Consider the following 26878-nt stretch of genomic DNA (forward strand, 5'->3'; position numbering starts at 1 on the left):
AAACATGCGCTGATTTCTGATCGGGAGTTGTCGGCATTCTACCCTTAATTTTTATAAGGCCACAGCGTTTTTTTTAAGCGCAGTGGTTACATAAAATTGATTAGGGCTTGGGGTGATTTCGGATAAATAAAACTAATCAACTTTCATTAACTGGGGAAGTATTAATAAGTGGCAGTAAAACGGTATTTTATGATTAAAATACTGCCAATCCCTTTTGCCAACGCTATTATTATAGTTGCCAGCAATGGGATTGTAAGGGCGGTTTAATTTACCTGAATTAAAGCTCTGGGCAGGCGTCTTGAGAGACTAACTCGCGGTAGTGCTGCTCAAGTCGTGCAAAGGTAGGTTGAGAAATTGGCGTTGAATACGCTTTAAACAGCATAACCACCCGTAATAAACCTTTGTAAATTGCAGGTTTGGTGATTTTTGATGCACCCGATTGGGTCAGTTGATAGCTAATCCAATAGCTAACGATCATCTTCATGGTATCTGCAAGTTCGACGATGTTATCGTCTTCAACGTTTAAAAAACCATCTTGTTTAAGTTGTTTAAGGACGTTACTTGAGCGTGCTAATACGCTTTTTTGTGCCAGAGTATAGCGCTGCTTTAAGGCTTCATCTCGACTTAAAATATCGGCTAGGTTGGCGTACATAAATCGGTATTGCCACATGGTATAAAACATCGCATCGAAATAGCCCAATAATAATTCAACGTCAATTGATACGTCTTCATAAGGCTTTGAACCATTTTCAAGATTAGATTCATACATGGTGAAGATAGAATTGATAATGTCTTCTTTATTGCGGAAATGGTAATACAGGTTTCCAGGACTGATATTTAAATGAGCCGCAATGTGATTGGTGGTGATATTACGTTCACCATGTTCGTTAAAAAGTTCAAGGCTGGCAAAAACTATCTTATCGCGGGTTTTCATATCAGTTCCAATTATAAGAGGCTCATGAAGAAATCATTTCTTAACTAGGTACGACTAAGCTCATATCCCTATGAATTTAGATTATGTTAACATTGTGGATATCTGACAAGCAAAATTGATCAAGTAGTTTTCATGACTCGTGGCGTATATTCTGTTTTACTCTTGCTGTTATCCCCTCTCATCGTGGCATATTTGGCTTTTCGTGCGTTTAAAAGCCCTGATTATCGCGGCCGCTGGGGCGAGCGTTTTGGATTAATGCGCTTAAAGCAAACTGATGTACTTATTCATAGTGTGTCGATGGGGGAAACCTTAGCAGCAATACCGTTAATAAAACGCTTAATGAAACAGTACCCACAACTGTCATTTACGGTTACCACCACAAGCCCTACGGGATCTGCTGAGGTTAAAAAGGCTTTTGGCGATAGTGTGCAGCATTGTTACCTTCCGTTTGATATTAACCTTTGTATTAGTCGCTTTGTTAAGCAGGTTAATCCGCAACTTTGCGTGATTATGGAAACTGAATTGTGGCCAAACCTGCTTCATTTTGCCAAGAAGAATAATACTCGCTTGGTGTTAGCTAATGCGCGCTTATCGCAAAAATCTGCCGATAAATACCATAAGCAAATGGGGCTAAGTTTACCCATGTTAACGGCGCTTGATGCGATTGCAGTGCAAACCGAGGCTGAATCTGCCCGCTTTGCGGCGTTAGGGGCCAACACTCAGTCATTGCATGTTTGCGGCAGTTTAAAGTTTGACATACAGATTGATGACAGCAAATACCAACAAGCTAAAACCTTAAGAGCTGATTGGAACCGAAGCCAAGCCCCTGTATGGGCTGCTGGCAGTGTTCATCCTGGTGAGTTTGATATGATGTTGCAAGCCCATAAAAAAGTGTTGGAGCAATATCCTGATGCGCTGCTGATTATGGCGCCAAGACACCCTGAACAATTTAATGTTGCCGCTGTGTCGACCACTCAACAAGGGTTGAATTTAGCTAGGCGCAGTATGAATGAGGCGGTCGATCAGCACACCCAAGTGCTGCTGGGCGATACCATGGGTGAACTGTTGATGTTGTATGGGGCTGCAGATGTTGCCTTTATTGGCGGCACACTGATTGAAAGTGGCGGGCATAACCCTTTAGAGCCTGCAGCAATGGGCTTGCCAGTAAGTGTTGGCCCGCACCATTGGAATTTTGCTGAAATCACCCATTTACTTGAGCAAGCTGGTGGCTTAACTGTGGTGAATAATGCCGATGAGCTGGCTGACATGCTATTAAAGCTATTTGCTAACGTCGAATTGCACAATAGCGCCGCCAAAGCGAGCTTAGCGGTGGTGTCTCAAAATCGCGGCGCATTGCAAAAGCAGTTTGAAATAGTTGAGCAGCAATTGCGCTTTACTCAGTTAATCAGCTAATCGCTAAATTCAGTTAATTAATGGCTTGTTGGTAACCGTAAAGTAACTGCTGCCAATTTGATTCATTGAAATTTAATGTTGGCAGTTTCGCTTGCTCTTTATTAAACGAGCGCAGTAATCGGTTTAAATTTGCTTGCTGCCATTGCTTGGCGGGTGTTTTTATTACCCCACGGTCAAAATCGATAAGGTAAAATTGCGCTTCGGCCAGTAAGATATTTTTTGCGTTAAGGTCGGCATGATATACGCCACGATTATGAAATTTAGCAATGAGGCCGCCCAGTTGCTGCCATTGAATATCGCTCATGGCTGCTGTGGATAAATAGGCCACCAAATCTTTCGCGCCATCAATCAGCTCAATAATCAAATCGGCGCGATACCAGATGCCAAAGTGTTCAACATTGGCGGCAATGGGTCTAGGTACTGGAAAGCCTTCATCAAACAACTTTTCTAATAACGCCAGTTCAGCAATGGCTCTAGTGCGAGACATACCAGTAAAAACATAAGCATCACGGCTGAATTTTGCCATAAAGCCACCACGCCAATAATGGCGTAATACCCAGCGCTGGTGGTTATTTTCCACAAACCAGGTGATATAGCGACCTTTTGACTGGCCTATAATGGCATTTTGTTGCTGCCAATAGTCAGCTTGGAATTGTGCGGGAGTTAATTGCTGCGCGAGTGGCTCGCACCAAGCAATGATCCCAGTATCTGTTGATTCAAATTGCATAGGCCAATTAGTAAAAGCGTCGATTTGTCGGTGGCTAAAAACAATATTCTACATTAAGATCGAATACTTGTACTTAATTCCCTTTATATCGTTAGTGGTAACCCATGAAAGCAGACTTTTCATCGATACAATCCTTATGTTTACTTCGTTTATCCGCGATTGGAGATGTGTGTCATGCGGTAGCCATGGTGCAAGCGATTCAGCGTCAATATCCTGATTTAGCCATTACTTGGGTGATTGGTAAAGTTGAATATCAATTGGTTAAACATATGCCCGGTATTCAGTTTGTGATCTTTGATAAATCCCAAGGTTGGCGCAGTTATGGCCAATTGAGAAAAGCCCTCGCTGGTCAACGCTTTGATGTTTTACTACACATGCAAGTGGCGCTGAGAGCGACCATCGCATCATTGATGATTTCAGCAAAAGTTAGAGTGGGCTTTGATAAAGCCAGAGCTAAAGAAGGTCAGTGGTTGGTGACTAATCATAGGGTGGAGCCATTGGCAACGCCCCATGTGTTAGAAGGGTTTATGGGCTTTTCCAAAGCCATTGGCGTTACAGATTTAACCCCAAGCTGGAATATTCCGGTACCTGAAACCGATACCGAGTTCGCCAAACAAGTCATCACAGATGATGAAAAAGTATTAGTGATTTGCCCCGCAGCCAGTAAAGCTGAGCGTAATTGGCTGCCAGAGCGTTACGCTGCAGTGGCAGATCATGCGGTCGAAAAAGGTTATCGAGTGATACTTTGTGGCGGCCCAAGCCAGCTTGAGGTCGATTTAGCGGCTAATATCATTAAGCACAGCCACAGCCATATCGATAATATGATTGGAAAAACCAGCCTAACGCAATTATTAGCATTATTGAAAAGAGCCAGTCTGGTTATTGCGCCAGATACCGGCCCCGCCCATATGGCGGTGACTCAAGGTACGCCAGTGATTGGCTTATACGCCCATTCAAATCCAGGCAGAACAGGGCCTTATAGCAGTTTAGACTCGGTCGTCAGCGTGTATGATCAAGTGATTAAGCAGCAATTTCCTGATAGCAGCATTGCTTGGGGGAAAAGGGCAAAGGGGTCAGATTTGATGGTTCTTATTGGGGTAGAGCGCGTTATTAAGACATTTGATAGGTTAGTTCACTCGGTCGATGGGTCGAAATGCCTTCGTTAAAAATTTTAATACTAAAAGCCAATTAGTTAAAAGGTATCTAATTGGCTTTTAAATACTAAGTCTGCTTAATTTACATAAGTTTACAGGTTAGTTTTTTGTTTTGTTTGGTAATTTTCATATAATTTGGCCTCTTTTGAAAAGGCATAATAAGCCTTCATCACAGCAAGAATAAAACCACGTTTCCCAGAAAATATTTTTCGCCTAAAAAAGTACTCTTTTATAAATACGAGAGGAATAATGGTAATTAACTTTAAATTTGAAAACTTCTTGCCCTTAGCGAATTTTTCATCGGCTTTTAAGCTTGAGTAGGTGTTATGTTTATTGGTAATGGCTGCAATGGTGCTGTAACCAAAGTGATCAAAGGTTTCATTAATAAAAATCTCTTTACCGTTAACAGTAGCACTTTCATGTACTAAACGTGAGTCGTCAAAGAAAGACTTTGAGCGTTTATAAAATCGATGATTGTTGGGTTTTTTTGTCCAGGATGATAGTGGTTTGTCTATAAAAATGTCATTACGCCAAAAACGTACACTATCTGCTTTATCATGCTCCATAATTGCTTTGAGCGCGTCGATTAAACTAGAGTTTATGGCTTCATCACCATCCAAATTAAGAACCCACTCATGGGAACATAATGACATGGCGTATTGTTTTTGTTTTGCGTAGCCAAGCCATGAATGGGAATAGACTTTTGCTCCGTAACGTTTCGCTATATCGAGAGTAGAATCAGTGCTGCCAGAATCTACTAAAATAACCTCATCTAAAGAGGCAACACTCTGAAGCGTTTTCTCGATATGTTTCTCTTCATTCTTGGTAATAATAAAGACACTGATAGGGAGTTTCATCATAATTCAATCGTATTAAAGTAAATATAGTTAAGCAATAATAACACGGGGAGATTATTTTTTGGGAATGGAACCTCCATGTTATAATTTTTAATAGGTGCTTACTATTTGTATTGTTGGATGATAATTAAGCGTTTTTGTGAGGAGCGTAGTTGTGGGTCGAGTTAATAAGCGTTATTTATTTTATATATCGCAAAATTATTCATATGCTATTTTAAGGCCGTTGCAACAGGTTATTCTAGCTCGTGGCGATGAAGTATGTTGGTTTTTAGAAGGGAAAGAAGTCGATGCTACATTCTTAAAACCTACTGAAACGCGATTACTGTCTATTGATGATGTGAAAGCTTGGCGGCCAGGCGCAGTATTTGTTCCTGGAAATGTCGTACCCAGTTTTATTCCTGGTATCAAAGTTGGAGTATTTCATGGTTTTGCGGCAGGTAAAATAAACCGTAAAGGGCGTTTAAATCATTTTGAGATCCGTGATTGCTTTGATCTTTATTGTACTCAAGGTCCGGAAACAACGTTGCCATTTATTCAATTAGCTGAAAAATTTGGCACATTTAGAGTTGCTGAAACAGGTTGGCCAACTTTAGATCCAATGTTTACCAATGCTCTTGTTAACCCATATCGCATCGAAGGTGATGATCGCCCAACCATTCTATTTTGCTCAACTTTTTCTCGCAACCTCTCTTGTGCGCCAATTATATTTGAGGAAATAAAGGCTATATCTTTACAGGGAAGGTGGCGATTGTTAGTGCAGTTTCATCCTAAAATGAATAAAGAGGTAGTTGATCGCTATAAAACGTTAGAAAATGAAAATCTAACCTTCGTTGAAACAGATAATGTATTGCCTCTGCTAAATGCTGCTGATGTGATGCTGTGCGATACCTCTTCAATAATGATTATGTTTTTGCTGCAAAGGAAGCCCGTTGTTACCTTTAATAATCATACACAGCGAACTCATTTAGTCAATGTCACCCAACTGGAGGATATTCAGCCTGCTTTAACTAGAGTACTTGCAAGGCCACCAGAGTTGATGGCTGAGATTGATAGATATTGTAATAACATCCATCCAAATCGAGATGGTTGCTCTAGTGAGCGAGTTCTCGCTGCCACGGATAACTTGATTGAGAGTGGCATTGAGGATTTAAAGCCTAAACCTCTGAATATTTTACGCAACTTTAAAATGCGCAGAAAGCTTGGCTATTGGAAGTTTTTTTAAATTTGCCTCTCATTTGGGTCAATGAGTGCGGCTTTATTAAAATATTATAATCTGTAAAGTCAGTAGGCCAATTGTCGGGAAAGCACTCTAATGAGCTAGGGTTAAAGGTTGGCAATATCGGTAAGCTAAAAGGACTGCTATCACATTATACCCATCGTGATTACGGTCATGGGCTGAATAAAGCCGCGCAATATGCTTGGCTTGGTTGGAAGAAATATTTTCGTAAAGGAAAAAAATCCCATGGACTAACCTTAGCCTTACTAAGGGGGATGTGGACATTTTTTCATATTTACTTTTTACGGCGTGGTTTTCTCGATGGTAGTGTTGGTTTTATTATTGCTATGACCTATGCGCAGGTGAGCTTTAACAAATACGTAGGTTTGTGGTTGCTAGAAAACAATCGCTAATATTAATTAAGTCTATGCTAGCTCCTAAAGCGCAATCTGCACCTTTAAGCGTGTTTGCTTTTAATAAATAGTTTCAATCATATTAGCCCGTTGTTGACACTTAATGGTTTATGATGCTACGCATTAACCTCAAAACGGGAACTGTTTATCTGGTGATGACTTAATTAAAGATTTATGGTGTTTACGTGACGACCCCCTCTCTGAATGGTCAAGTGGCCCACTAAGTTACTGTCTGCGTATGCTAGTGGGTTATCAACATAATAACGAACCCTGGCCAGTGCTGGTAAGTGGCTCATTTGGTTGAGTTTATGCTCGGAAAGTAGGTTCGCTATGCCCGTTGTATCAGCGAGGTCAATGGCGATAAAGTTGACCGTCGTCTAACGCTTTATTATTGGGGAAACTGTTAAAATGGCTAATAAAATCAATCTGCATAAAAGGCTGAATTAAGAAGTATTATGAAGTTTAAAGTATTTGTAATCAATCTCGATAAAAGCACTGAAAGAATGGCTTTTATGCAACAACAACTTGAGCAACTCAATATTGAGTTTGAGCGAGTGCCTGCGGTATATGGTAAAGAACTGACTGAAGCTGAAATTACTGCAGTATTTGATCAGCCAAGTAATTTAGCAAAATATGACAAAGTGCTGAATGTAGGGGAAATTGGCTGCTATTTGAGCCATGTAAATTGCTGGAATATGATGCTTGATCAGCAATTGGACTTTGCGCTTATTTTAGAAGATGACTCAATTTTAAGCCCTGACTTATTATCATTATTAAAAAGCGTTAGTCATTTATCAGCTCAGTGGGACTACATTAAATTATGTCACGGCAGTAAACAAAAAGCGGTTATTGATACCCTTGAGCTTGATGACGGCTTTTCATTATCGACCTGCTTAAAACTGCCTTCTTCTACCCGTGGTCAATTTGTGTCGATAGCTGGGGCTAAAAAGCTACTTGCAACGGCAATGCCTATTGCAAGACCTGTGGATATCGATATTCAGTTTTGGTTTGAAAAGGGCCTAAATTGTTTTGTCGTGAGGCCTTTTCCTGTTCAGGAAGCTGACTTTGACAGTGAAATCTGTACTTTGGGTAACCGAAACACCACTAAGAAACATCCGCTAAAACGTATTTGGCAAAAACTATGCTTTGAGATTAAGGTAAGATTTAATCGAAGCAAGCTCCCCAAATTGCCAAGCCTGCTTTAGCTTTGAGTATGTTTTTTGATGCCATTTTGACAATAAGTTAATTTCTTTGAAATGGCGTCATCATAAATTTGTTGATTTGCCTGTTCCATTTTTCGAGACAGCTCTGGATGGTACAGGTGGTAACATACTGCTAAGTGCTTTAACTGCTTTTTTGATGCTCCGTCATTGATGAGGCGAATACAAAACTCCTTATCTTCAGCGCCCCAACCTACAAAGTCACAATTAAAGCCATTGACGTTTATCGCATCTTGGCGCCAAAAGCTAAAGTTACAACTAAACACGCTGTCTGCATTCCTATTACTTATACTCAAATAGTGACTTAACACATTAGAGCGGATGGCATTTTTATGGCCGCTTTGTGCAGCAAATAACGCTGATAATGGCGAGATGGGTTTGTTAGACGTGATTATCTTTTGGCTAAACTTTTGAGGTAGCCTGACACGCTTACCGGCGATGACTTGGTTCTTTTTCGCATTACTCAGGTGATCTTCAACAAAGCGAGGATGCAAAATAATATCGCCATCGATGCAAATGATATAGTCTGCCGATGACGCTTGGATGGCATTATTACGACTCTGAGCCGCTCGAAAGCCTAAATCTTCTTGCCAACAATGGATTAAATTAAAGGGCAGTTGCTTGGCTTGGTAAAACGCTATTAGATCTTTGGTTTCTTGTTTAGAACCATCATCAGCAATAATCACTTCAGTGGGTAATACGGTTTGTAATAAGCAGCTTTCTAAAGACTTGTTCAGTGCTTCAGGCCAATTATATGTGGTGATGATAAGCGAACAACTAATAGACATGGGGGGCTGGTGATATCAACTGAGGTTAGGCTTATTTTAGCACTTTATAGTTTGGGGCGAATAAGATTTTAGTGGAAAATATGCCAAAACACGACCTGTATCAAATCAAACTTTGATGCGAGTATTTGATACTGATAAACTAGCTGGCATTACTCTACACAGTGAATTTTCAAATGCATAGACGCGCAATTTACCCAGGTACTTTTGATCCGGTTACCAATGGCCATGCTGATTTAATTGAGCGTGCTGCAAAATTATTTGGTCACGTCATTATCGGCATTGCCTCAAACCCATCCAAACAGCCGATGTTCACCCTTGAAGAGCGTGTAGAGCAAGTTAATTTAGTGACCGCCCATTTAGACAATGTCGAAGTGGTTGGCTTTACTGGCTTATTAGTTGATTTTGCTAAAGAGCAACAGGCGAGTGTATTAGTGCGTGGCCTGCGAGCTGTGTCAGATTTTGAATATGAATTTCAATTAGCCAATATGAATCGTCGTTTAAGTCCAGATTTAGAAAGTGTCTTTTTGACCCCTGCGGAAGAAAACTCATTTATCTCTTCTACCTTGGTAAAAGAAGTTGCCCTGCATGGCGGTGACGTTAGTCAATTTGTCCATCAGGATGTTGCCGCTTCTTTGCTGCAAAAAATTGCTTCAATTAAATTACTGCAGACGAAGTAATCGCCTGAAAATGCCGTTATTCATCACATCAAAACATAAGCCTATAATGAAATCATCGCAGTCGCTATTTAAACACCGTTCATTCACAATGCGCTTTTTAGGGCTTGGCTTTGGCAGTTTATGCTTAAGTTCGGCACTTTCGGCTGCGCCTTGGGTTGATACCTCAGATATTTACCTACGGGCAGATATTCAGGCGCTGGCAGATGCTGGTGTGATCACGGTACCTATCAATACATTTCCACTGATGTGGTCGGGTATTGGAAAGGATTTATCTTCAGCAGAACCTTCATTAATGAAGCCCGCATTAGTCGATGCGTTTGCTCGAGTGAACTTTTATTATCAAAATGCTGTTGGCAATAAAGGGAACACCAGTATTACAGCAACTGCTGCGACCGATGAAGCAAGGTTTCAACACTTTGGCTCTGATTATCGTGAAAAAGCTGAACTCAAAGCCTCTTATGAATATATGGGCGAGCGCTTCGCTTATAAAGTGTCTGCTTCAGCTAACTACGATCCCCAAGATGATAAAGAATTTCGCTTAGACGACTCTTATATGGCGGTAGTATTGGGTAACTGGATTGTCACTGCAGGCAGCTTTGAGCAGTGGTGGGGGCCTGGTTTTGATTCGGGATTACACAAATCCAATAATGCCCGACCTATGCCATCACTGATGGTGAGTCGCAACAATGCTGAGGCGTTTGAAACCCCATGGCTTTCGTGGCTGGGCGCGTGGAACCTCACTGGTGGAGTAAGCATGATGGATGAAGATCGTTATGCCCCCAATGCGTTATTGTGGAATGTGCGCGGCTCAATAAAGCCATTAAGGCAATTAGAAATCGGCCTTTCTTGGACGGCGCAGTTTTGTGGTGAAGGTCAAGAGTGCGATTGGGACTCCGCCTGGAAGTCGATTACTGGCCAGCGTGATTGTCGCAATGATACGGGTAGTGGTTGCTCAAATTACGGCAATCAAATGGCGGGCTTTGATGTACGCTATTCAGATACTTTTTGGGATGTGCCTGTGGGACTTTTTCTTGAGCGCACCTGCGAAGACTCAAAAGGTGAACCGTGGCAAATAGTCGACTGCGCTAAAATGTATGGTGTAGACACCCGCTTTAGTTTTGCCTCGCAGCAATATAAGCTATTTTTTGAATATACAGATACTATGGTGTTTTGCGGTGAAGACCCGAATGCCTTTAATTGCTTCTATGAGCACAGCACCTATAAAAGTGGATCTCGAAATTATGGTCGCGCTATTGGCAGCACCTACGACAGTGATGCTCAGGTGTATGCACTGGGGTTAATTGGCCAGTTTTCAAATAGCCATGCATTTACCACTATTTTACGTTATGCCCAATTAAATAAAGATGGCGAAAGTCCAAGTCATGGCTGGGCGCCGCAGCCACCGAAAGAAGATTTACTCATGCTAGAGCTGTCTTATCGTATGCCATTATTAAGCGGCATGATGACCTTTGGTGGTAGCGTATCGCAATCAGAGTTTGAAGTGGAAGACAGTGAAGTAGATGGCACTTTATATACTCGTTACCAGTATAAATTTTAATTAAGTTATTAAATTTATTGTTTTAATTTGTTCAATAAAAAGCCTTAATAGCTATGCTATCGAGGCTTTTTGATTTATTGCCGCTAAATACTTTCAACCTGGAGTAAGGCTTGTTCTGCCCTATTTTACCCTTAACAATCTTATGTCTGACATAGCCCACAAAATACCGTGGTGCGTTGACCTAAACGTATTTCACTTAATAGATTGCCGCATTCAGTGCAGTTTTCGCCGCCACGGCCATAAACATGTAACTTTTGGGCGAAGTAACCGGGTTTACCATCGGCATTGGTAAAATCTTTTAAGGTGGTGCCGCCTTGTTTAATGGCTTGGGCTAAAATCTGTTTCACTTCAGCAACCAGAATTGTTAAGCGTTCAATATCAATTGAGCCAGCAGCTGCTTGAGGATGAATACCTGCGGCAAACAAGGCTTCATTGGCATAAATGTTCCCCACACCGACCACAATGTGATTGTCCATTAAACACAGTTTGATGGCCTTTTTCTTATTGGCGAGGGCATTGTGTAGTTGCACTGGATTAAAGTCTTCACACAGTGGCTCTGGGCCTAATTTTGATAGTAATGGATGTGCTTCTTCAGGTAATTCATACCATAGCCATGCACCAAAGCGCCTTGGGTCATTGAACCTCAGAATGCGGCCATTTTCTAACGCCAAATCAATGTGGTCATGTCTTTCTGCTGGGGTGTTGGCTGGTAAAATTCGCAGACTCCCAGACATACCTAGATGGACTATGGTGATCCCCGCGTCAGTATCTATCAGTAAGTACTTAGCGCGGCGACGTACATTTCGGATAGTTTGGCCGATAATATTGCGGCAAATGTCAGGCACAGGCCAACGTAACGAACCATTACGAATAATAAGGTCGCGAACGGTTTGATCGACGAGGTAGGGTGATATTCCTTGGCGAGTGACTTCAACTTCCGGTAATTCAGGCATAGGGCTCTCTATTATTCTTGTGTTTGGCTGGCAATGATAGGGATGAGTTCAGTACGTAAGCTTGGCGGGATTTGGTACCAATTATCGGCGGCTGACTGCAATAACCCATACTGGGGGTAATATTGCCAAAGTTGTCCTTGTGGGGTGTGATTTATCGCAATCACTAACGATTGCGCTGCCGGTAACTGTTGGCGCTCTGCATCACTTATGCTGGTGGGGGAGATTGCTAATTGGCTCCAAGCCTCGGCTAAAGTTCTACAGTTTAAAACACTTGCAGAGCAGACCCAGCCGTTAGCGCCTTTATTAAGCCAAATATCATCGAATTGCAATTGGGTTAACTGGTTAGTTTCATCAAATAATGCTTGGGCATCATCGGGCATTTGATTGGTTTTTGAGTCGATAAAGGTTAGCACTGCCACCATGAAAACGCAGGCAATGATCAGGATGTTATTCCATTTTTTTCGAGATAAGGCCATAAACTAACGTGCTAGTGGTTGTTAGTCTTAGTGTATATCAAAGCTAGCCTTAGTGGGTAACCCTTGGTGGTTATCTGCTAAGGCTAGTTAATAAAGGCGGTTGTTTTGCGTAAGTAAAAATGGCTTAACCGCCAGTGGTGTTCATAAATCGCAGAATTTGCACGTCATCATCTGTGCCAAAGTAGTGCTCTTTGGGTTTTTGTTGAATGCCATCCAAAATCGCTTGTTTTAGCTTATCAATATTACCTGGATGCGCTCTAACAATCGCTTTTAAATCAACCGAGTTTTCATTACCTAAACACAGCAATAAACGGCCTTCGACTGTCACTCTGACGCGGTTACATTCATGGCAAAAGCTATTACTGTGGGGCGAGATAAAGCCAATATGAATACTGTGATCTGCCATTTTGAAATAACGTGCTGGCCCACCAGTGCGTTTGCTTGACGGCACTAACGGATAGCGGGCTTCAATAAGGGCTCTGACTTCTTCGCTAGAACAATGACGACTGCGTTTACGCTCATCAATAACCCCTAGTGGCATCTCTTCAATAAAGGTGATGTCTAGTTCACGATCACGGCAAAAGTCGATTAAATCTAAGATTTCATGATCGTTTTTGCCACGTAAAATCACGGCATTGATTTTGATATGCTTAAAGCCTGCGGCTTTAGCGGCATCAATACCAGCAATGACTCGTTCAACTTTACCGTTGCGAGTCATTTCAGTGAATAGCTCAGGGTTGAGGGTATCTAAGCTGATGTTCAAGCGCTTTAAACCAGCATCATGCATGGGCTGAGCAAGTTTACTTAAGCGTGAGCCATTGGTGGTCATCGATAAATCATCTAAACCAGGCAATTTACCTAATAACTCAATAAGCTTATCGCAATCGGTTCTTACTAAAGGTTCGCCGCCAGTTAAGCGGATTTTCTTTACTCCGAGTTCGGTAAAGGCTTGTGCAATCCATGCGAGTTCTTCTAAGGTAAGTACTTGCTCTCTAGGCAGAAAGCTTGGATCTTCGCTCATGCAATATACACAGCGAAAATCACAGCGGTCAGTGACCGATAAACGTAAGTACTCTACTTTTCGATTAAAACTGTCGACGATCAAACTCATGAATTAGTACATCTTATGGTTAGTTATAACAGTTCAGCAAAAGGCTGAATGAAGACTTGCTGGCCAGGCATGACGGCATCTTCGGCTTCACCGATAATAACCAGACAATTTGCCTTAACCATGGAGTTCAACATCCCTGAACCCTGTGCCCCTGTTGAGGTCACATGTAACCGTCCATCATTGCTTAACGAGTAAACACCGCGCACAAACTCTGTTCGACCTGTGCGGCTTTTTAAGATGCTATCTGTTATTGCTGGTAAATATTGTGGCTGCCAATTACTTTCGCCAGCCAGTTTACGAATTGCAGGTTGCACAAATTGTAAAAACGACACCATTACCGCCACGGGATTACCCGGTAAGCCAAAGAACAAACTGTCGTTGACTTGGCCAAAGGCTAATGGTCGACCTGGACGCATATTAATGCGCCAGAAGTTTATTTTACCAATTTTAGCCAATACTGTTTTGATGTAGTCAGCATTTCCGACAGAAACTCCACCGGAGCTGATCACAATATCGGCATCAACACTGGCTTGTTGTAGCGCAGCCGTTAATGATGCTTCGCTATCTTCAATAATGCCTAAGTCAATGACTTTACAGCCTAACTTTTGCGCCATTGATTTAATGGTGTAGCGATTAGAGTCGTAAATACAGTTGGCTTTTAACGGCTCGCCCGGTTGACTCACTTCATCGCCAGTGGAAAACACAGCCACAACCGGTTGTTTAACAACATCTGCAGAGGCTAAACCCAATGAGGCTAATAAGCCTTGTTCAGCGGCTTGTAAGCGATGACCTTTTGCTAATGCTAAGGCATCTTTGGCAATATCTTCACCTGCAAGTCTGACATGCTGACCCGCATCCACTTTGCCTTGTAATTGCACTTGGCCATCTTGTTCAACCACCAATTCACGTGCTTCGACAGTGTCAGCGCCAGTTGGCACGGTTGCGCCTGTCATAATGCGTACGGCTTCACCGGGGTTTAATGTGCCTGGATATTGGTGCCCAGCAAGCACTTCACCCATCAATTTTAATGGCGCAACTGGGTTGCTTGGGCTGTTATCAGTACTATAAGCAAAAGCATAACCATCCATTGCTGAATTGGTTTGCTGGGGCACGTTAACAGGTGAAATCGCATCGCTAGCTAGTACTCGATTTGCTGCGTCATCGATGGTGACTTGCTCACTAGCGGTAAGCGGCGTCACCATGGTCATGAGTTGCTCTAAGCCTTGGGCAACTGATAAAAATTTCTGCTCATCGCTTACAGGTGTTGCAACGGTTGGGATCGGTAAAGCCACTTCAGGCGTTTGCCACTTTTGGCTGTATTCAATTACAAAGTCGGCAATTTGGCCTACGTTATTTAAATCGAGTCGGGTTAACTCGGCCGGTGTTTCGGTGTCGTCACAACACGCGATAGCGACAATGTTTTCATCATGGGTATGGATCAGTGGCTTGCCGTGGGCGGCGCGGTGCAGCTCAATTTTAGGCAGTTGCAGCTTTTTAAAGCCCTCAACAAGCACGATATCCACTTTGTCCGTTTCAATTTGCTTTAGTAAGTGCGGTAATTGTGGGTCACCATCAACCGCATCTTCAGTCATTAATGCCCAGCGAATATGGGAGGCAACCAGCATTTGCTTAGCACCTGCTTTACGCATTTCGTAACTGTCTTTTCCCGGAATATCCACATCAAAATTATGGTGTGCGTGTTTAATTACTGCTAAACGTAACCCACGACGATTTAATTCGGGAATAAGTTGTTTTAACAAGGTGGTTTTACCGGTGCCGCTATAGGCACAGAATCCAAGAACAGGAATACTCAGCGGATTGGAAAACGGTATACTCATAAAGACCTCATTGTTGGCTTGTTACTGTGTTGCCACAACTTACTTGGCATTCTCGATGACAAGTTTTTGTTCAAGTGTGTTCACATTAACAAATGCATTAGGTTGATCGGCAAAGCTGGTTACAACGTGTTTTTGCTTTTCATACCATAAAAATATTTTTCGATCGCCGGCATCTAAAAAGGCCTGCATCGATTGTTTTAATTCAGGTTTTAATAACATCACCACAGGTTGGTGATGTTCGCCATCGCTGGCTACCGCGATATCAGCATCGGCTTCTTTTAACGAGGCATACATGCGCTCACATAAATCTGTTGGTAGCATTGGGCTATCACAAGGCACCACTAATAATAACTCGGCATCAGTGTGCGCCATCGCGGTGACCATGCCTGCGAGTGGCCCTAAATAACCACTGTCATTGTCACTGATAACCTCAAAACCTAGCTCAGCATATTGTTGCTGGCTTCTATTGGCATTAATGATGATGCGATTCACTTGTGGTTGAACTCGCTCAATGGTGTGGCTGATCATTGGCTTATTATTGAGCTCAACTAAGCCTTTATCTATGCCGCCCATTCTTCTGGCCATGCCGCCGGCTAAAATAACGGCATCAATTTGCACTGACATATTGAAACTCCTGTGATTGTTCAACGCTAGGGATATGATTGCTGGCCACAACGTTGTTGTCAGCAATATGCCAATGCTTTTTGCACAAGGCTGTTAAGCCGCAGGTTTGATGACTACTAATAATTAGACCTGTGCCTTCTTGTTTTAATTGGTTAATCATCGCTAAAACCAGTTTTTGCGATTGCTTATCCATATTAGATATTGGCTCGTCTAGCATTAACAGTTTGGGTTGGCTTATCCAAGCTCTGGCTAGCGCTAATCGTTGGCGTTCACCGCCAGATAAATCAGTGGCATTACTGTGTAATAATGCCCCCAGCTGCGCCATATCAATAGCTTGACGAATACGCTGTTGAAGCTGCTCGGCGCTAAACTTGTCCTTTGGTAAGGCGTAGCGCAAGTTGTAGTCCACATTACCATCAAACAGGTAGGCATGTTGGTGAAGATAAACCGCTTTGCCTAGTAAGGTACTTGGTTGCCACCATTTTGGCGCGGCAAATCCTTCAGCTGTTACCTTACCTAATGACGGTTTTACGATCCCCGCTAATAGTTTCATAAGGGTGGATTTACCACTGCCATTGTCCCCTTGCAGGTATATGACATCGCCTTCACAAAAACTCAGGCTGTCAAAAGCAAACAACTTTCTTGCTTTAAATTGCACCTGAATGTTTTTCGCGGTCACTTTAACCATGATTACTGACTCCTTGGCATGGCTTTGCCACGCAGTGAGCCGATGGCAAAATTAATCACAATCGCTAAAATCAGCAGCACTAATCCTAGTGCGATAGCTTGGGCAAAGTCGCCTTTACTGGTTTCTAAGGCAATGGCGGTGGGAATATTACGGGTGTGGTGTAAAATATTGCCCCCCACCATCATTGAGCAACCCACTTCAGTCAAAATTCGGCTAAAAGCAGCAATAATGGCCAATAATAACGGTACGCGAAGTTCGCGACATACGGTCCAAATAGCACGCTGCCACGATGCGCCAAGGGTGCGGGAGGTTTCCCATGCACGGCGGTCTACACTACTAAATGCCGCTTGGGATAATGCGATAAGTACCGGGGCACAAATCATCATTTGTCCTAAGATCATTCCTTGTTGGGTAAACAACCAGCGTAAGTCGCCCATTGGCCCATTTCTGGTGAGCAGCAAATAAGCCAGTAAGCCGATCACAACTGTGGGGATTGATTGTAAGGTTTGCACAATATTGGTGACAAACCAGCGACCAGGAAATTGGTAAGATGCCAGCAAAAAGCCCAACACAATTGATGGGATCAAGGTGATGAGCAGCGCCGCAAAAGAGACGGAAAAAGATACACTTATGATAGACCATACATCAGGGTCTAACGAAAGCAGCAAGCTAAATGCTTGCTGCAGTAGGGCTAACCAGCCTTCATTCATTACTTATATGTTGCCTTAAATAATTGCTCTCCCTGAACTTTAAAGTCATTAATCATCTGCTGAGCCGCTGGGCTAATAAACCAATCGCTTAATGCCTTAGCACCTTGATGATTCAATTCAGGGTATTTTTCTGCGTTAATTAGGATAATTTGATAAGGGTTTGCTAAATCGGCGCCGCCTTCGAATGTAATTGCCAAATCTAATTTAGCTTTGTAAGCAACAAACGTTCCACGATCTGTCAGTGTATAGGCTTGTTTCTCATTGGCCATCAGTAACGTTTTACCCATACCTTGGCCAATTGAAGTATAGCCTGAAAATTCCGGTGATACTGAAGCTTGTTTCCAAATTGCGAGCTCTTTCATATTGGTGCCAGAATTATCACCGCGTGAGATAAAACTGTTGCCCGATGCTGCGATTTTTTGAAACGCTTCAACGACATCATCGCTTGTTGCTAGTTTAGCGGGATCAGCAATTGGGCCTAAAACCACAAAATCGTTTTCCATGATCCCGCGAGGATTAGTGCCATAACCGTCTTTAACAAACTTAGCTTCAGCAGCAGGTGCATGGGTCATTACCACGTCTACATCACCTTGACTGGCCAGTTTTAGTGCTTTACCAGTACCTGTGGCGATAACCTGTACCTTATAACCAGATTCAGCTTCAAATGTCGGCAAAATAGCGCGTAAAAGACCTGAATTATCAGTGCTGGTGGTGGTCGCAAGCTTAATAATTTCTTCAGCATTTACTGTCGCGCTCATCATGGTGCTAGTTAATAATGCGACACTGAATGTTGCCGTTAAAGCTGATTTTAGACTAAACATTTTTAATTCCTTGAAGAGATAATCATTAAAACATCATATTTATGGTTAAAAAAACAACATTTACATTAACTTATCTTAGTTACAAATAGATACAGCAAATAATATGCCAAGGGCGTTTCTGAAAATTTGGATCACGACTAAATTTAAAATTGTGATCTAGATCGCGTGCGAATTATGTTTTTACAGACATATTGTCCCAGTAAGCTAATTCTGGTGGGCAAACTGACCCAGCAATAGATTTTTAGTGATACGATAAGCTTAAATATAGTCAAAATGTCCAAAGTAGGCCCTCATATGAACACCAATGACTCAAACGAAAAATCGTTACCAACTGCTGTTTCGGTATTGATTGTGGATGATGAGCCTGGAATGCGTAGCTTTCTCAAAAAGGCGTTGTCAAAAAAATTCGCTTTAGTAGAAACTGCCTCCACCATTGGCGAGGCAGAAAAGCTGCGTAGCCGTGGCCATTTTGATTTATTAATTGTCGATATTCGCTTGCCTGATCGCTCTGGTATCGATTGGCATGAGGCGCTAAATGAACCTGACCGCCAATCGGATATTATCTTTATGACTGGCTATGCCGATATGGATGTGGCGATTAAAGCCTTAAGAGCGGGCGCTTCAGACTTCATTATGAAGCCGTTTCATCTCGAGCAAATGATGACTTCGGTTGACCGTTGTATTGAACGAAGGTTATTAAAGCGTGAAAACTTCATGCTTCGTCGTGAGCTTTCAACTGGCCACTCAACCACCATGATTGGCAACAGCGATGCCATGATGGAAGTGAAACAAGTCATTGAACGCGTTGCGCCAACAAATGCCGTGGTGCTCATCGAAGGTGAGTCAGGTACTGGTAAAGAGCTGGTGGCAAGGCAATTACACCAGCTAAGTGGCCGCACTGGCGCATTTGTCCCAGTTAACTGTGGCGCCATTGCCCCCGAGTTGCTGAGTAGTGAACTTTTTGGCCATACCGCAGGTGCCTTTACTGGCGCGAAAGGCGCCCGTGAAGGCTTATTTAGTTTTGCGTCAGGCGGAACGATTTTCTTAGATGAAATTGGTGAAATGCCAATGAAAATGCAAACGGCACTATTGAGGGTTTTAGAGCAAAAATCTATCAGGCCCGTGGGCAGTGAAAAAGAAGTCGCCATTGATGTCAGAGTGGTGGCGGCAACAAACCGCTTGTTATCAGAAGAGGTAGCTGCTGGTAACTTCAGAAGTGATTTATATTATCGACTCAATGTACTCAATATCTTGATCCCTCCTTTACGCACACGTCCTGAGGATGTGATTGAATTAACCCATCATTTTACTTGGCAACTAGCCCGCGAGTTAGGGGTTAAAGAGGTGATTTGGAGCCATGAAGATATACAGGTACTGCAACAACATGAGTGGCCAGGGAATATTCGTGAACTGCGTAATATGATTGAGCGCTGTATTTTATTGGGTAAGCCGCCTGCAGAGTATTGGAAAAAAGCGCCAGAAACAGAAGCGATGACTCAAGCCGGTTACCCACTAAGTTGGCCACTAAAAGAAGTGGAAAAACAACACGTCATGAGTGTTGTCGATGCCAATAATGGCAATAAATCGGCGGCTGCCCGCGATTTAGGGGTGTCTCGAAAAACCTTAGATCGAAAATATAAAGAATGGTTTGATGCTGAACCGGATAAGGAAGCGTAAATCGTGTCGGTATTTAGTCAAATATTTGGAGTCAGCTGGCAGCAAATGCAGGCCAAAGTGCGTTATCGGATTTTAATCCTGACATTGCTGCCCATCTTACTGACCCTGATAAGCCTAGTGTTCATTACCATTTACTGGAATATCAGTTATACCGGTAAACAGTTGTTTATGAAGGTTAAGGCTGATTTGACTGTGGCCACCAATACCCTTGAAGAGGTTCAGCGACAACAAGAAATTCAATTGCTCAATGTGAGTCAATCATGGGACTTTCAGAATGCCTTCCAGCAAATCAAGCAGGGCGACTCATCCCAGATAGACAAAATTAATCAATACCTGGAACAACAAAAGCAGTTTTTACAACTTGATATATTAAGGCTAATCAAAGTTGAGCAAGCCGCGGCCGATCCCGATTTGCGGATAATGTTACCCAAAATCCAACAGCAACAACCCTTGTCTGGTTTGATGGTGTTATCAGCCAAGCGTTTGGCTCGTCTCGACCCCGATTTAGCCAGTATCGCCCGCATTCCTATATCGGCTACTTTAAGGGCGCAAGAGCCCACCAAAAGTGAAGAAACACGTGGCATGTTAAGCCGGAGTTTATTGCCCATATTAAATGAAAATGGCCAAGTGAATTGGTATCTCGATGGTGGGATTTTATTTAATCGCAACACGGTTATAGTCGATCATATTCGAGACTTGGTGTACGACGAGGGCACCTTGCCTGAGCGCTCAATTGGTACTGTGACTATTTTTCTTGATAATGCCCGCATTAGTACCAATGTGCCTATGGATCTATTTTCGACCCATGAAACAGCGAGCCAATCGAGGGCATTAGGCACCTTAGTGTCAGAAGATGTGCGCCAGAGAGTCTTGGTTGAAGGGGAGTCGTGGGTTGACCGTGCCTTTGTATTAAATGACTGGTTTATTTCAGGCTACTCACCCCTTAAAGATATTCGTGGTAAACGTATTGGGATGATTTATTCAGGTTTTTCTGAGTCGCCTTTTATACACACCTATATTCTCAATATCCTCGAGCTTGGCACCATTTTAATGCTGGTGTTGTTGGTGTCTGGTTTCTTGGTTTATCGAGGGGCTAATAGCTTACTTGAGCCCATTGAGCGCATTCATCATGTGGTAAAAGCGGTGCAGTCAGGCCGAGACTTACGTATCGGCGAGCTGGGATTAGAGCATGATAATGAGCTATCTAATTTGGCTGAGCAATTTGACCACATGCTGGACTTACTGCAGCGGCGTAATAACCAAATTCAGCTAGCGGCAGAGCAGCTTGAAGTGAAAGTGGAGCAACGTACCCGTAGCTTGCAAGATAAAACCGAAGAGCTGCAACGTAACGTGGCCTTGCTAAATGAAACAAGACATCAACTGGTCACCAATGAAAAGTTAACCGCCTTAGGGGAGCTTACAGCCGGTATTGCCCATGAAATTAATAATCCTACCGCGGTAATTTTAGGCAATATGGAACTAATGAAGTATGAGCTTGGCAGTAAGGCTGTTGCTGTTGAAGAAGAAATTGAACTGGTTATTCAGCAGGTAGGTAGAATAAGCACCATTATTCGCAGCTTGTTGCAGTACAGTCGCCCCGGTGAGTTTAATGCGCCGCTTGAAATGCACCCAGTGCAACCGATGATCGAAGAAATGTTAGTACTGGTTAGGCACTCGATTGAAAAGCAAGAAGTCGAACTCATCAAAGATATTAATACCCAATGCACGGTACAAGTGAATCAGCCGCAAATCTTACAAGTGCTCATTAACCTAGTGGTTAACGCTGCCCACGCCATTGAAAATAAAGGCCGAATTTGGGTCAGAGCCAATGATTGGCTTGAAAATGACGAGGTTGTCGGGGTAAAAATTGAAGTGGAAGACGAAGGCATGGGGATTAAACCTGAGCGCTTAAGCCGTATCTTCGACCCTTTTTACACTACCCGTAAAGACGGTACAGGCTTAGGCTTATCGCTCAGTTACGGCATTATTAAGCGCATTGGTGGCACCATTGAGGTGAAGTCGACCTTAGGTAAAGGTACGGTATTTACTATCGGGCTTTATCATAAGGCGAAAGAAGAACAGGAAAATAATCCCTATGATGGACTGCATTTTGAAGATAATAGCCGCGTAGATACTGACGCTTAGCTGTTTATCGTATTAGCTGCTTATAGCGTTAGTTGCATATGACATTGAATATGGATTGTTATAAGCAGTGACGACTAGATAGTCTGCGTTAGTTTCTTGGTTTGGGAATAATAGTGTAATTGAGTCAATCGCAGATAAAAAAAAGCCAGGTGATGAGCCTGGCCACTAAGAGTGTATGAGCAATGTCGTGCTTGCAGACTCAGAGGGTATTAATAGGAGATGAAGCTATTAATAAGAACTGAGTTTTGGAACGCATATAAATAGTAATCATTATCATTTAGATTTGCAACTTGTTGGTGAAATTATTTTCAACTTTACAAACCCTTTACAAATGCTCTGCAAGCTCTTTGGGGCAGTCGACTAACTTTTATCGTTCAAATCGACACTGTCTATCTTGGTTGTTAAGCTAATTCTTTATGCAAAAACAACTTGTTATCTGCCGAGTCAGTGGCTGATTCAACCTGCGTAATGTGGTATTGGTTAGTAACCAACATCGTCAGCATGGCGTTAAATTGGTTGCGAGTTTTAACTTCAAGGCGTTGATAACCTTGCTCTGTCGCCCACTTTTCTTGGTACTCGAGCATAGATTTTGCTAAACCAAGTTGCCTGAAATCAGCATCAACTCCGCCAAGCCAGCTGTAAAAACGCTGATTATCGAGCTGATATCCTATTTTAAACCCAGCAAGTTCACCTTCAACATAAGCTAATAAAATCAAACAAGCTTGATTGTCTAATTTGCTATGTAATGATTCGACAGTTTGAGCGCGATCGAGTTCGTTAATGCGGGCACTGATAGCGGCAATACTATTAGCCACCTCAGCACTTAGCTCAGTATGAGCTTCAATTTGGATAGTTAGCATGTAAGGTTTACTTTTGGTTGGGCCATGCCGCCTCAATATCAGAACGGCTGATATTGAGCTGACAACAGCAAAAATATGGCCGCATATTAACTCATCGTACCAGTTAATAATGCGGCATAGCTTAAAAACTCACTAGAAAGTGTGCTTTGTCAGCAGTGACTCGCGGTGATTTAGTAACATTAGAGCGCAGTCGAGGTGCGGGTTGTATCAGATAAAACCAACCTATCGGTGAGCACTTTCAGTAATACCCCATATGCAGGTAAAAATAACCCTAAGCTAACCATAAGTTTAAAGGCGTAATCGACAGTGGCTATTTCAGGCCAGTGATTTGCCATAAATGGGTCTGAAGAGGCGTAAAATGCAATACTGAAAAACACGACAGTATCAACCAAGTTACCAAATAGAGTCGATGCGGCAGGGGCTACCCACCAGGCTTTAGCTTTACGCAATTTAGCAAAAACAGTGATATCCATTAACTGTCCGACTAAGTAAGCCACAAAACTGGCAAGGGCGATACGGAACACAAATTGATTCCACTGGGCTAATGAATCAGCGCCTTGGAAAACCCCTTGATGGAAAATCACTCCCATGACATAGGAGATCACCAATGCAGGTAACATGGCTTTGAAAATAATACTGCGAGCCGCTTGTTGGCCAAATATTCTGACGGTTAAATCTGTGGCTAAATAGACAAAGGGAAAGCTAAACGCACCCCAAGTGGTGTGGTAACCAAAAATCTGAAACGGGAGTTGTACCAAATAGTTGCTTGCGCAAATAATGATGATATGAAAACTGACAAGAAACATCAGTGCACGGCGACATTGCGCCTGAGAGAGCATTAACATGTTATGGCCTTTTTTATTGGGTTAGACGGGGTGAGGGAACCCGTATATGTATGTACTTGGCGTTGCTGATTATATATTTTAGCTGACTTTAACTTGCTCAAAGAGTTTATTGAGTGGTGTCATTTTCGCCAAGGAGGACGCATTATAGTGAGCAAAAAATAAGATGCAACTAGCAAGGGAGCGCAAATGCGCTATTTGTGACTAAAACCCAGCCGTCAGCGGCACATTTATGTGCAGAAAGACTTTTAAGTGATTGTTTAATTGGTTGATTATTTAGTTGGGTTACAGCTCAACTAAAATGGACAAAATAGTGGTGAGTTTATTTTCTAATTCTTGCCATTCAGCCAGTGGATCTGAACCGGCAACAATCCCCGCGCCAGCAAACAGATTAATTCGCCCTGGTTCAATTAAGGCGCAGCGAATGGCCACAGAAAACTCACTCTCGTACTTATTTAAATAACCACATGCGCCCGCATACCAGCCGCGATTATAGCCTTCACGTTGACGGATAAAGTTTAATGCTGATTCTCGCGGTAAGCCGCCCACGGCAGGGGTTGGGTGTAAACCTTGAAGTAATTGAAAGTCATTAACACCGGCTTTTAATTCAGCGCGAATAGAGCGATGTAAGTGCTGAATATGAGTTAATTTAAAAATTTTGGCAGACTCATCCGCACCAACGTAATGGCTTAATGGCGTGAGTACATCAACAATTTGCTGCCTAACCAGTTGGTTTTCATTGCTGTTTTTACTGTCTTCTAGTAGCTGATTGGCAAGAAAATCATCTTCTTCTTGGTTTAAACCACGCACAGTCGTTCCGGCAAGGGCTTCGGTAAATAACTCTTTTTGGCGGCGTAAGTATAAACGCTCAGGCGAGCATGAAATAAAGGTGCGCTCAGGGCTAAATTGAAACCCAAATTGAAAGCTGTTGGGGTTGCGCCCTTGCCAGCAGGCTAATACCATCCAAGGATCGACCACATCATTAATTTCTAACTGAGTTTGGCGCGATAGCACCACTTTAGGGGTGGTGGCATTAAATTTAGGGTTAGTCACTTGCTCAACCAATTCTTTCCAGCGTGGGTAATTTGGCAAGTCACTGCGGCCCATTAAAGGCAGTTTATTAGGTGGTGACAATGGTTTGGCTGGTTTGAGCTGATTGATGGCTTCAATGGCCGCATTACACTCATCATCTTGACTATTATCTTCAAAATTTAAATTTACTAAAATTTTGATGATGTTGTCATGACGGCGCAGTTCTATGCGAGGCAGTACAAAGCGAGTGCGGCCAAATTCAGGCCAGCATTCTACGGTGCGGTCAAAGGCGACGCCGCCGTAGTAGCGAATATCTTGATTACTGCTTTTTCCACGCTGGGATTGGTAAATCGATGCCAGTAGCTCGTCATTAATTTCTTGTTCTTGCTTGAAGTCTTTGCAGGCGCCTACAGCGGCCACTTCTTCTTGTTTGTCACGGGCATGCCAATATATGCGTGGATATTGAGTTTGCGCCCCTAACCAAGATAATAACGGCAAGGATTTAGCTTCTACTGAGACCTGCACAATCGGCTCTTTGACGTGAGCCAACTTCATAGCGTGTAACTTTTTGATTAACTCGTTAAAGTGCTCAAAAAAAATATGACCAGCCAATGCAGACTCCAGAGTCAATATCTCAAATAATTGAAATGAAAAAGCGTAAAAGGATTTATATGAATTATGCCTTAAGTTAGTTAAGGGTTCAAAAACTGTCAATCTTCAGGCATCGATGCTGTGATCATAATGGCTTATATCATCAGTTACTAGGCTGTTTTTAAACTTACTTATCATTGGCTGCGTTATTTTTACATGAGCTTACACTTTGCTATATTTATTTTAGTTAATTTTGCTTAAAAAGGATAAAATGCATTTTAAATAATTACATGTCGGGCGCATAAAACTCAACATGTTAGCAATTATTTACATGATATTAAGGTTTTTAGGAGAGGTCCCCATCAATGACGGTATTACCTGAGTCCCAAGACATTATCCGTATTCCGGTAGAGCGCTTAAGTCTGGGGATGTTTGTGGTGGCGATTGATCGCAATGATAGCAAAGTGGCGATTAGTAATGCTGGGCAGATCAAGCATAAAGACGCCATGGTAAAGCTTGCCAAAGCCGGTATTAAAACCGTATGGGTTGATGTTGAGCGTTCAGCTGATGGCTGCGGTTTAAAGAAAAAGCCCAATTCCCCACTGGTAAAAAAGATAACCAACACCCGAGAATATAAACAAACTCAAGCTAAAAAAATCCTCACTGAAGCAAAAACATTAGTGCGTAAAGTCTTGTCTGAAACCTATCAAGGCAAGGCTGTCGAGGTGGCTCCTTTTGAAGATGTTGCCGACAAGATGCTTGAGTCGGTGATGGATGATGCCGATGCACTTAGGTGTGTATCAGCATTAAGAACCAAAGACGCTTATTTGCTTGAGCATTCAGTTAACGTGGCATTTTTGCTAGTGACCTTTGGTAAGCACCTAGGTCTTGATGCCTCACTGCTTAAAGAGCTTGCTGTGGGTGGGATCTTGCATGATATTGGCAAGGTGCAAGTGGATAACAAAATACTCAACAAGCCAGGAAAATTAACGGCAGAAGAGTTTGAACTGATTAAGATGCATCAGGTGTATGCCATCGACATCATGAGTGATACCCAAGAGATATCTCAGGTGAGTAAAGATGTGTGTTTGATGCACCATGAAAAGCTTGATGGCAAAGGTTACCCCAAAGGCCTTAAAGGCGACGAGATCCCGCAACATGGGCGTATGAGTTGTATTGTGGATATTTATGATGCACTTACCGCGACCCGCTGCTACAAAGAAGCCATGAGCCCAGCTGCTGCATTTAAAATTTTAATGAGTTTGACCCCGTTCCATCTTGATCAAACTTTGGTGTACGAATTTATCCGCTGTGTCGGTATTTACCCTGTGGGCTCGTTGGTGCAATTGTCTGATGAACGTGTGGGCATTGTATGGGAGTCAACAGGCAGAGATGCGTTACATCCAGTGGTAAAATGCTTTTATTCACAAAAGCATCAGCGCTATACCGAAGTCACCTTAGTTGATTTACGCAAATGTAACCTCAATATTGACCGCGGTGTATCGCCACGGTCATTAGCTGTGGACCCAAGCCCTTTTTATTAGCCAATACCA

Annotated in this window: 26 protein-coding genes; 10 read left to right on the plus strand and 16 right to left on the minus strand. The window is 42.6% G+C overall.

The window, feature by feature from the left end:
- Positions 1–277: 277 nt before the first annotated feature.
- Positions 278–934, minus strand: coding sequence for a TetR/AcrR family transcriptional regulator (locus tag Q4546_RS05420; RefSeq protein WP_102435876.1), 657 nt, complete (start codon positions 932–934; stop codon positions 278–280).
- 132 nt (positions 935–1066) lie between these two features.
- On the opposite strand from Q4546_RS05420, the gene waaA reads away from it, so the two are divergent.
- Positions 1067–2347, plus strand: coding sequence for a lipid IV(A) 3-deoxy-D-manno-octulosonic acid transferase (gene waaA, locus Q4546_RS05425; RefSeq protein WP_303445844.1), 1281 nt, complete (start codon positions 1067–1069; stop codon positions 2345–2347).
- Between the two features lie 13 nt (positions 2348–2360).
- On the opposite strand, the gene Q4546_RS05430 is transcribed toward waaA, so the two are convergent.
- The gene (locus tag Q4546_RS05430) at positions 2361–3074 is read right to left on the minus strand and encodes a 3-deoxy-D-manno-octulosonic acid kinase (protein WP_303445845.1); all 714 of its coding nucleotides are present in this window, start codon (positions 3072–3074) and stop codon (positions 2361–2363) included.
- Positions 3075–3178: 104 nt separating this feature from the next.
- Here Q4546_RS05430 and Q4546_RS05435 point away from each other — a divergent pair, with 104 nt between their 5' ends.
- A complete protein-coding gene (locus tag Q4546_RS05435) occupies positions 3179–4240 on the plus strand; it encodes a glycosyltransferase family 9 protein (RefSeq protein WP_303445846.1) in 1062 nt (353 codons plus the stop codon).
- Between the two features lie 80 nt (positions 4241–4320).
- Here Q4546_RS05435 and Q4546_RS05440 read toward each other — a convergent pair whose 3' ends face one another.
- The gene (locus Q4546_RS05440; RefSeq protein WP_303445847.1) at positions 4321–5088 is read right to left on the minus strand and encodes a glycosyltransferase family 2 protein; all 768 of its coding nucleotides are present in this window, start codon (positions 5086–5088) and stop codon (positions 4321–4323) included.
- Positions 5089–5239: 151 nt separating this feature from the next.
- Here Q4546_RS05440 and Q4546_RS05445 point away from each other — a divergent pair, with 151 nt between their 5' ends.
- Together Q4546_RS05445 and Q4546_RS05450 are read left to right on the plus strand one after the other, a co-directional pair.
- On the plus strand, positions 5240–6307 hold the full coding sequence (locus Q4546_RS05445) for a CDP-glycerol glycerophosphotransferase family protein (protein WP_102475994.1): 1068 nt from the start codon (positions 5240–5242) through the stop codon (positions 6305–6307).
- A gap of 71 nt (positions 6308–6378) precedes the next feature.
- Positions 6379–6714, plus strand: a complete 336-nt coding sequence (locus tag Q4546_RS05450; RefSeq protein ID WP_241901073.1) for a hypothetical protein — start codon at positions 6379–6381, stop codon at positions 6712–6714.
- A 164-nt stretch (positions 6715–6878) separates the two neighbouring features.
- On the opposite strand, the gene Q4546_RS05455 is transcribed toward Q4546_RS05450, so the two are convergent.
- Positions 6879–7076: a GDP-mannose 4,6-dehydratase gene (locus tag Q4546_RS05455; RefSeq protein ID WP_303445904.1), complete on the minus strand. Its 198-nt coding sequence runs from the start codon at positions 7074–7076 to the stop codon at positions 6879–6881.
- A gap of 93 nt (positions 7077–7169) precedes the next feature.
- Between Q4546_RS05455 and Q4546_RS05460 the strand changes: the two genes are divergently transcribed.
- Positions 7170–7919 carry a glycosyltransferase family 25 protein gene (locus Q4546_RS05460; protein ID WP_303445848.1) on the plus strand — a complete coding sequence of 250 codons (750 nt, stop codon included), beginning with the start codon at positions 7170–7172 and terminating at the stop codon, positions 7917–7919.
- On the opposite strand, the gene Q4546_RS05465 is transcribed toward Q4546_RS05460, so the two are convergent.
- Positions 7916–8722 (minus strand): glycosyltransferase family 2 protein, encoded by an 807-nt coding sequence (locus Q4546_RS05465; protein WP_303445849.1) that lies wholly within the window; start codon positions 8720–8722, stop codon positions 7916–7918. The genes Q4546_RS05460 and Q4546_RS05465 overlap by 4 nt on opposite strands.
- A gap of 173 nt (positions 8723–8895) precedes the next feature.
- Between Q4546_RS05465 and coaD the strand changes: the two genes are divergently transcribed.
- Positions 8896–9399 (plus strand): pantetheine-phosphate adenylyltransferase, encoded by a 504-nt coding sequence (coaD, locus tag Q4546_RS05470; protein WP_303445850.1) that lies wholly within the window; start codon positions 8896–8898, stop codon positions 9397–9399.
- Between the two features lie 88 nt (positions 9400–9487).
- Positions 9488–10957, plus strand: a complete 1470-nt coding sequence (locus Q4546_RS05475; protein ID WP_102476014.1) for a capsule assembly Wzi family protein — start codon at positions 9488–9490, stop codon at positions 10955–10957.
- Between the two features lie 140 nt (positions 10958–11097).
- Here Q4546_RS05475 and mutM read toward each other — a convergent pair whose 3' ends face one another.
- From mutM to Q4546_RS05515, 8 genes are all read right to left on the minus strand, one after another.
- Positions 11098–11910: a bifunctional DNA-formamidopyrimidine glycosylase/DNA-(apurinic or apyrimidinic site) lyase gene (gene mutM / locus Q4546_RS05480; RefSeq protein WP_303445851.1), complete on the minus strand. Its 813-nt coding sequence runs from the start codon at positions 11908–11910 to the stop codon at positions 11098–11100.
- An 11-nt stretch (positions 11911–11921) separates the two neighbouring features.
- Positions 11922–12386, minus strand: coding sequence for a hypothetical protein (locus tag Q4546_RS05485; protein WP_102475990.1), 465 nt, complete (start codon positions 12384–12386; stop codon positions 11922–11924).
- 124 nt (positions 12387–12510) lie between these two features.
- The gene (moaA, locus tag Q4546_RS05490; RefSeq protein ID WP_102439337.1) at positions 12511–13497 is read right to left on the minus strand and encodes a GTP 3',8-cyclase MoaA; all 987 of its coding nucleotides are present in this window, start codon (positions 13495–13497) and stop codon (positions 12511–12513) included.
- A 23-nt stretch (positions 13498–13520) separates the two neighbouring features.
- Positions 13521–15335 (minus strand): bifunctional molybdopterin-guanine dinucleotide biosynthesis adaptor protein MobB/molybdopterin molybdotransferase MoeA, encoded by a 1815-nt coding sequence (locus Q4546_RS05495; protein ID WP_102475989.1) that lies wholly within the window; start codon positions 15333–15335, stop codon positions 13521–13523.
- A 39-nt stretch (positions 15336–15374) separates the two neighbouring features.
- Positions 15375–15959, minus strand: coding sequence for a molybdenum cofactor guanylyltransferase MobA (gene mobA, locus Q4546_RS05500; protein ID WP_102475988.1), 585 nt, complete (start codon positions 15957–15959; stop codon positions 15375–15377).
- Complete coding sequence (locus Q4546_RS05505) at positions 15943–16647, minus strand: energy-coupling factor ABC transporter ATP-binding protein (protein ID WP_102475987.1); 705 nt, start codon at positions 16645–16647, stop codon at positions 15943–15945. The genes mobA and Q4546_RS05505 overlap by 17 nt, the downstream gene beginning before the upstream one ends.
- Positions 16648–16649: 2 nt before the next feature.
- Positions 16650–17357: an ABC transporter permease gene (locus Q4546_RS05510; protein ID WP_076542090.1), complete on the minus strand. Its 708-nt coding sequence runs from the start codon at positions 17355–17357 to the stop codon at positions 16650–16652.
- Positions 17357–18118 carry a substrate-binding domain-containing protein gene (locus tag Q4546_RS05515; RefSeq protein WP_303445905.1) on the minus strand — a complete coding sequence of 254 codons (762 nt, stop codon included), beginning with the start codon at positions 18116–18118 and terminating at the stop codon, positions 17357–17359. The genes Q4546_RS05510 and Q4546_RS05515 overlap by 1 nt, the downstream gene beginning before the upstream one ends.
- Positions 18119–18472: 354 nt before the next feature.
- Here Q4546_RS05515 and Q4546_RS05520 point away from each other — a divergent pair, with 354 nt between their 5' ends.
- Together Q4546_RS05520 and Q4546_RS05525 are read left to right on the plus strand one after the other, a co-directional pair.
- Positions 18473–19855, plus strand: coding sequence for a sigma-54 dependent transcriptional regulator (locus tag Q4546_RS05520; protein WP_102439343.1), 1383 nt, complete (start codon positions 18473–18475; stop codon positions 19853–19855).
- A 3-nt stretch (positions 19856–19858) separates the two neighbouring features.
- A complete protein-coding gene (locus Q4546_RS05525) occupies positions 19859–22000 on the plus strand; it encodes a cache domain-containing protein (protein WP_102475985.1) in 2142 nt (713 codons plus the stop codon).
- Positions 22001–22401: 401 nt separating this feature from the next.
- Here Q4546_RS05525 and Q4546_RS05530 read toward each other — a convergent pair whose 3' ends face one another.
- The 3 genes from Q4546_RS05530 to Q4546_RS05540 all read right to left on the minus strand — a co-directional run bounded on the left by Q4546_RS05530 (position 22402) and on the right by Q4546_RS05540 (position 25289).
- Positions 22402–22860 (minus strand): GNAT family N-acetyltransferase, encoded by a 459-nt coding sequence (locus tag Q4546_RS05530; RefSeq protein ID WP_303445852.1) that lies wholly within the window; start codon positions 22858–22860, stop codon positions 22402–22404.
- A gap of 179 nt (positions 22861–23039) precedes the next feature.
- A complete protein-coding gene (locus Q4546_RS05535) occupies positions 23040–23705 on the minus strand; it encodes a 7-cyano-7-deazaguanine/7-aminomethyl-7-deazaguanine transporter (RefSeq protein ID WP_102475983.1) in 666 nt (221 codons plus the stop codon).
- 282 nt (positions 23706–23987) lie between these two features.
- Positions 23988–25289 (minus strand): isochorismate synthase MenF, encoded by a 1302-nt coding sequence (locus Q4546_RS05540; protein WP_102439440.1) that lies wholly within the window; start codon positions 25287–25289, stop codon positions 23988–23990.
- Between the two features lie 401 nt (positions 25290–25690).
- Between Q4546_RS05540 and Q4546_RS05545 the strand changes: the two genes are divergently transcribed.
- On the plus strand, positions 25691–26869 hold the full coding sequence (locus Q4546_RS05545) for an HD-GYP domain-containing protein (protein WP_102439348.1): 1179 nt from the start codon (positions 25691–25693) through the stop codon (positions 26867–26869).
- Positions 26870–26878 lie beyond the last annotated feature (9 nt).

This window comes from Shewanella sp. 4_MG-2023 (assembly GCF_030548015.1).
Lineage (GTDB): Bacteria > Pseudomonadota > Gammaproteobacteria > Enterobacterales > Shewanellaceae > Shewanella.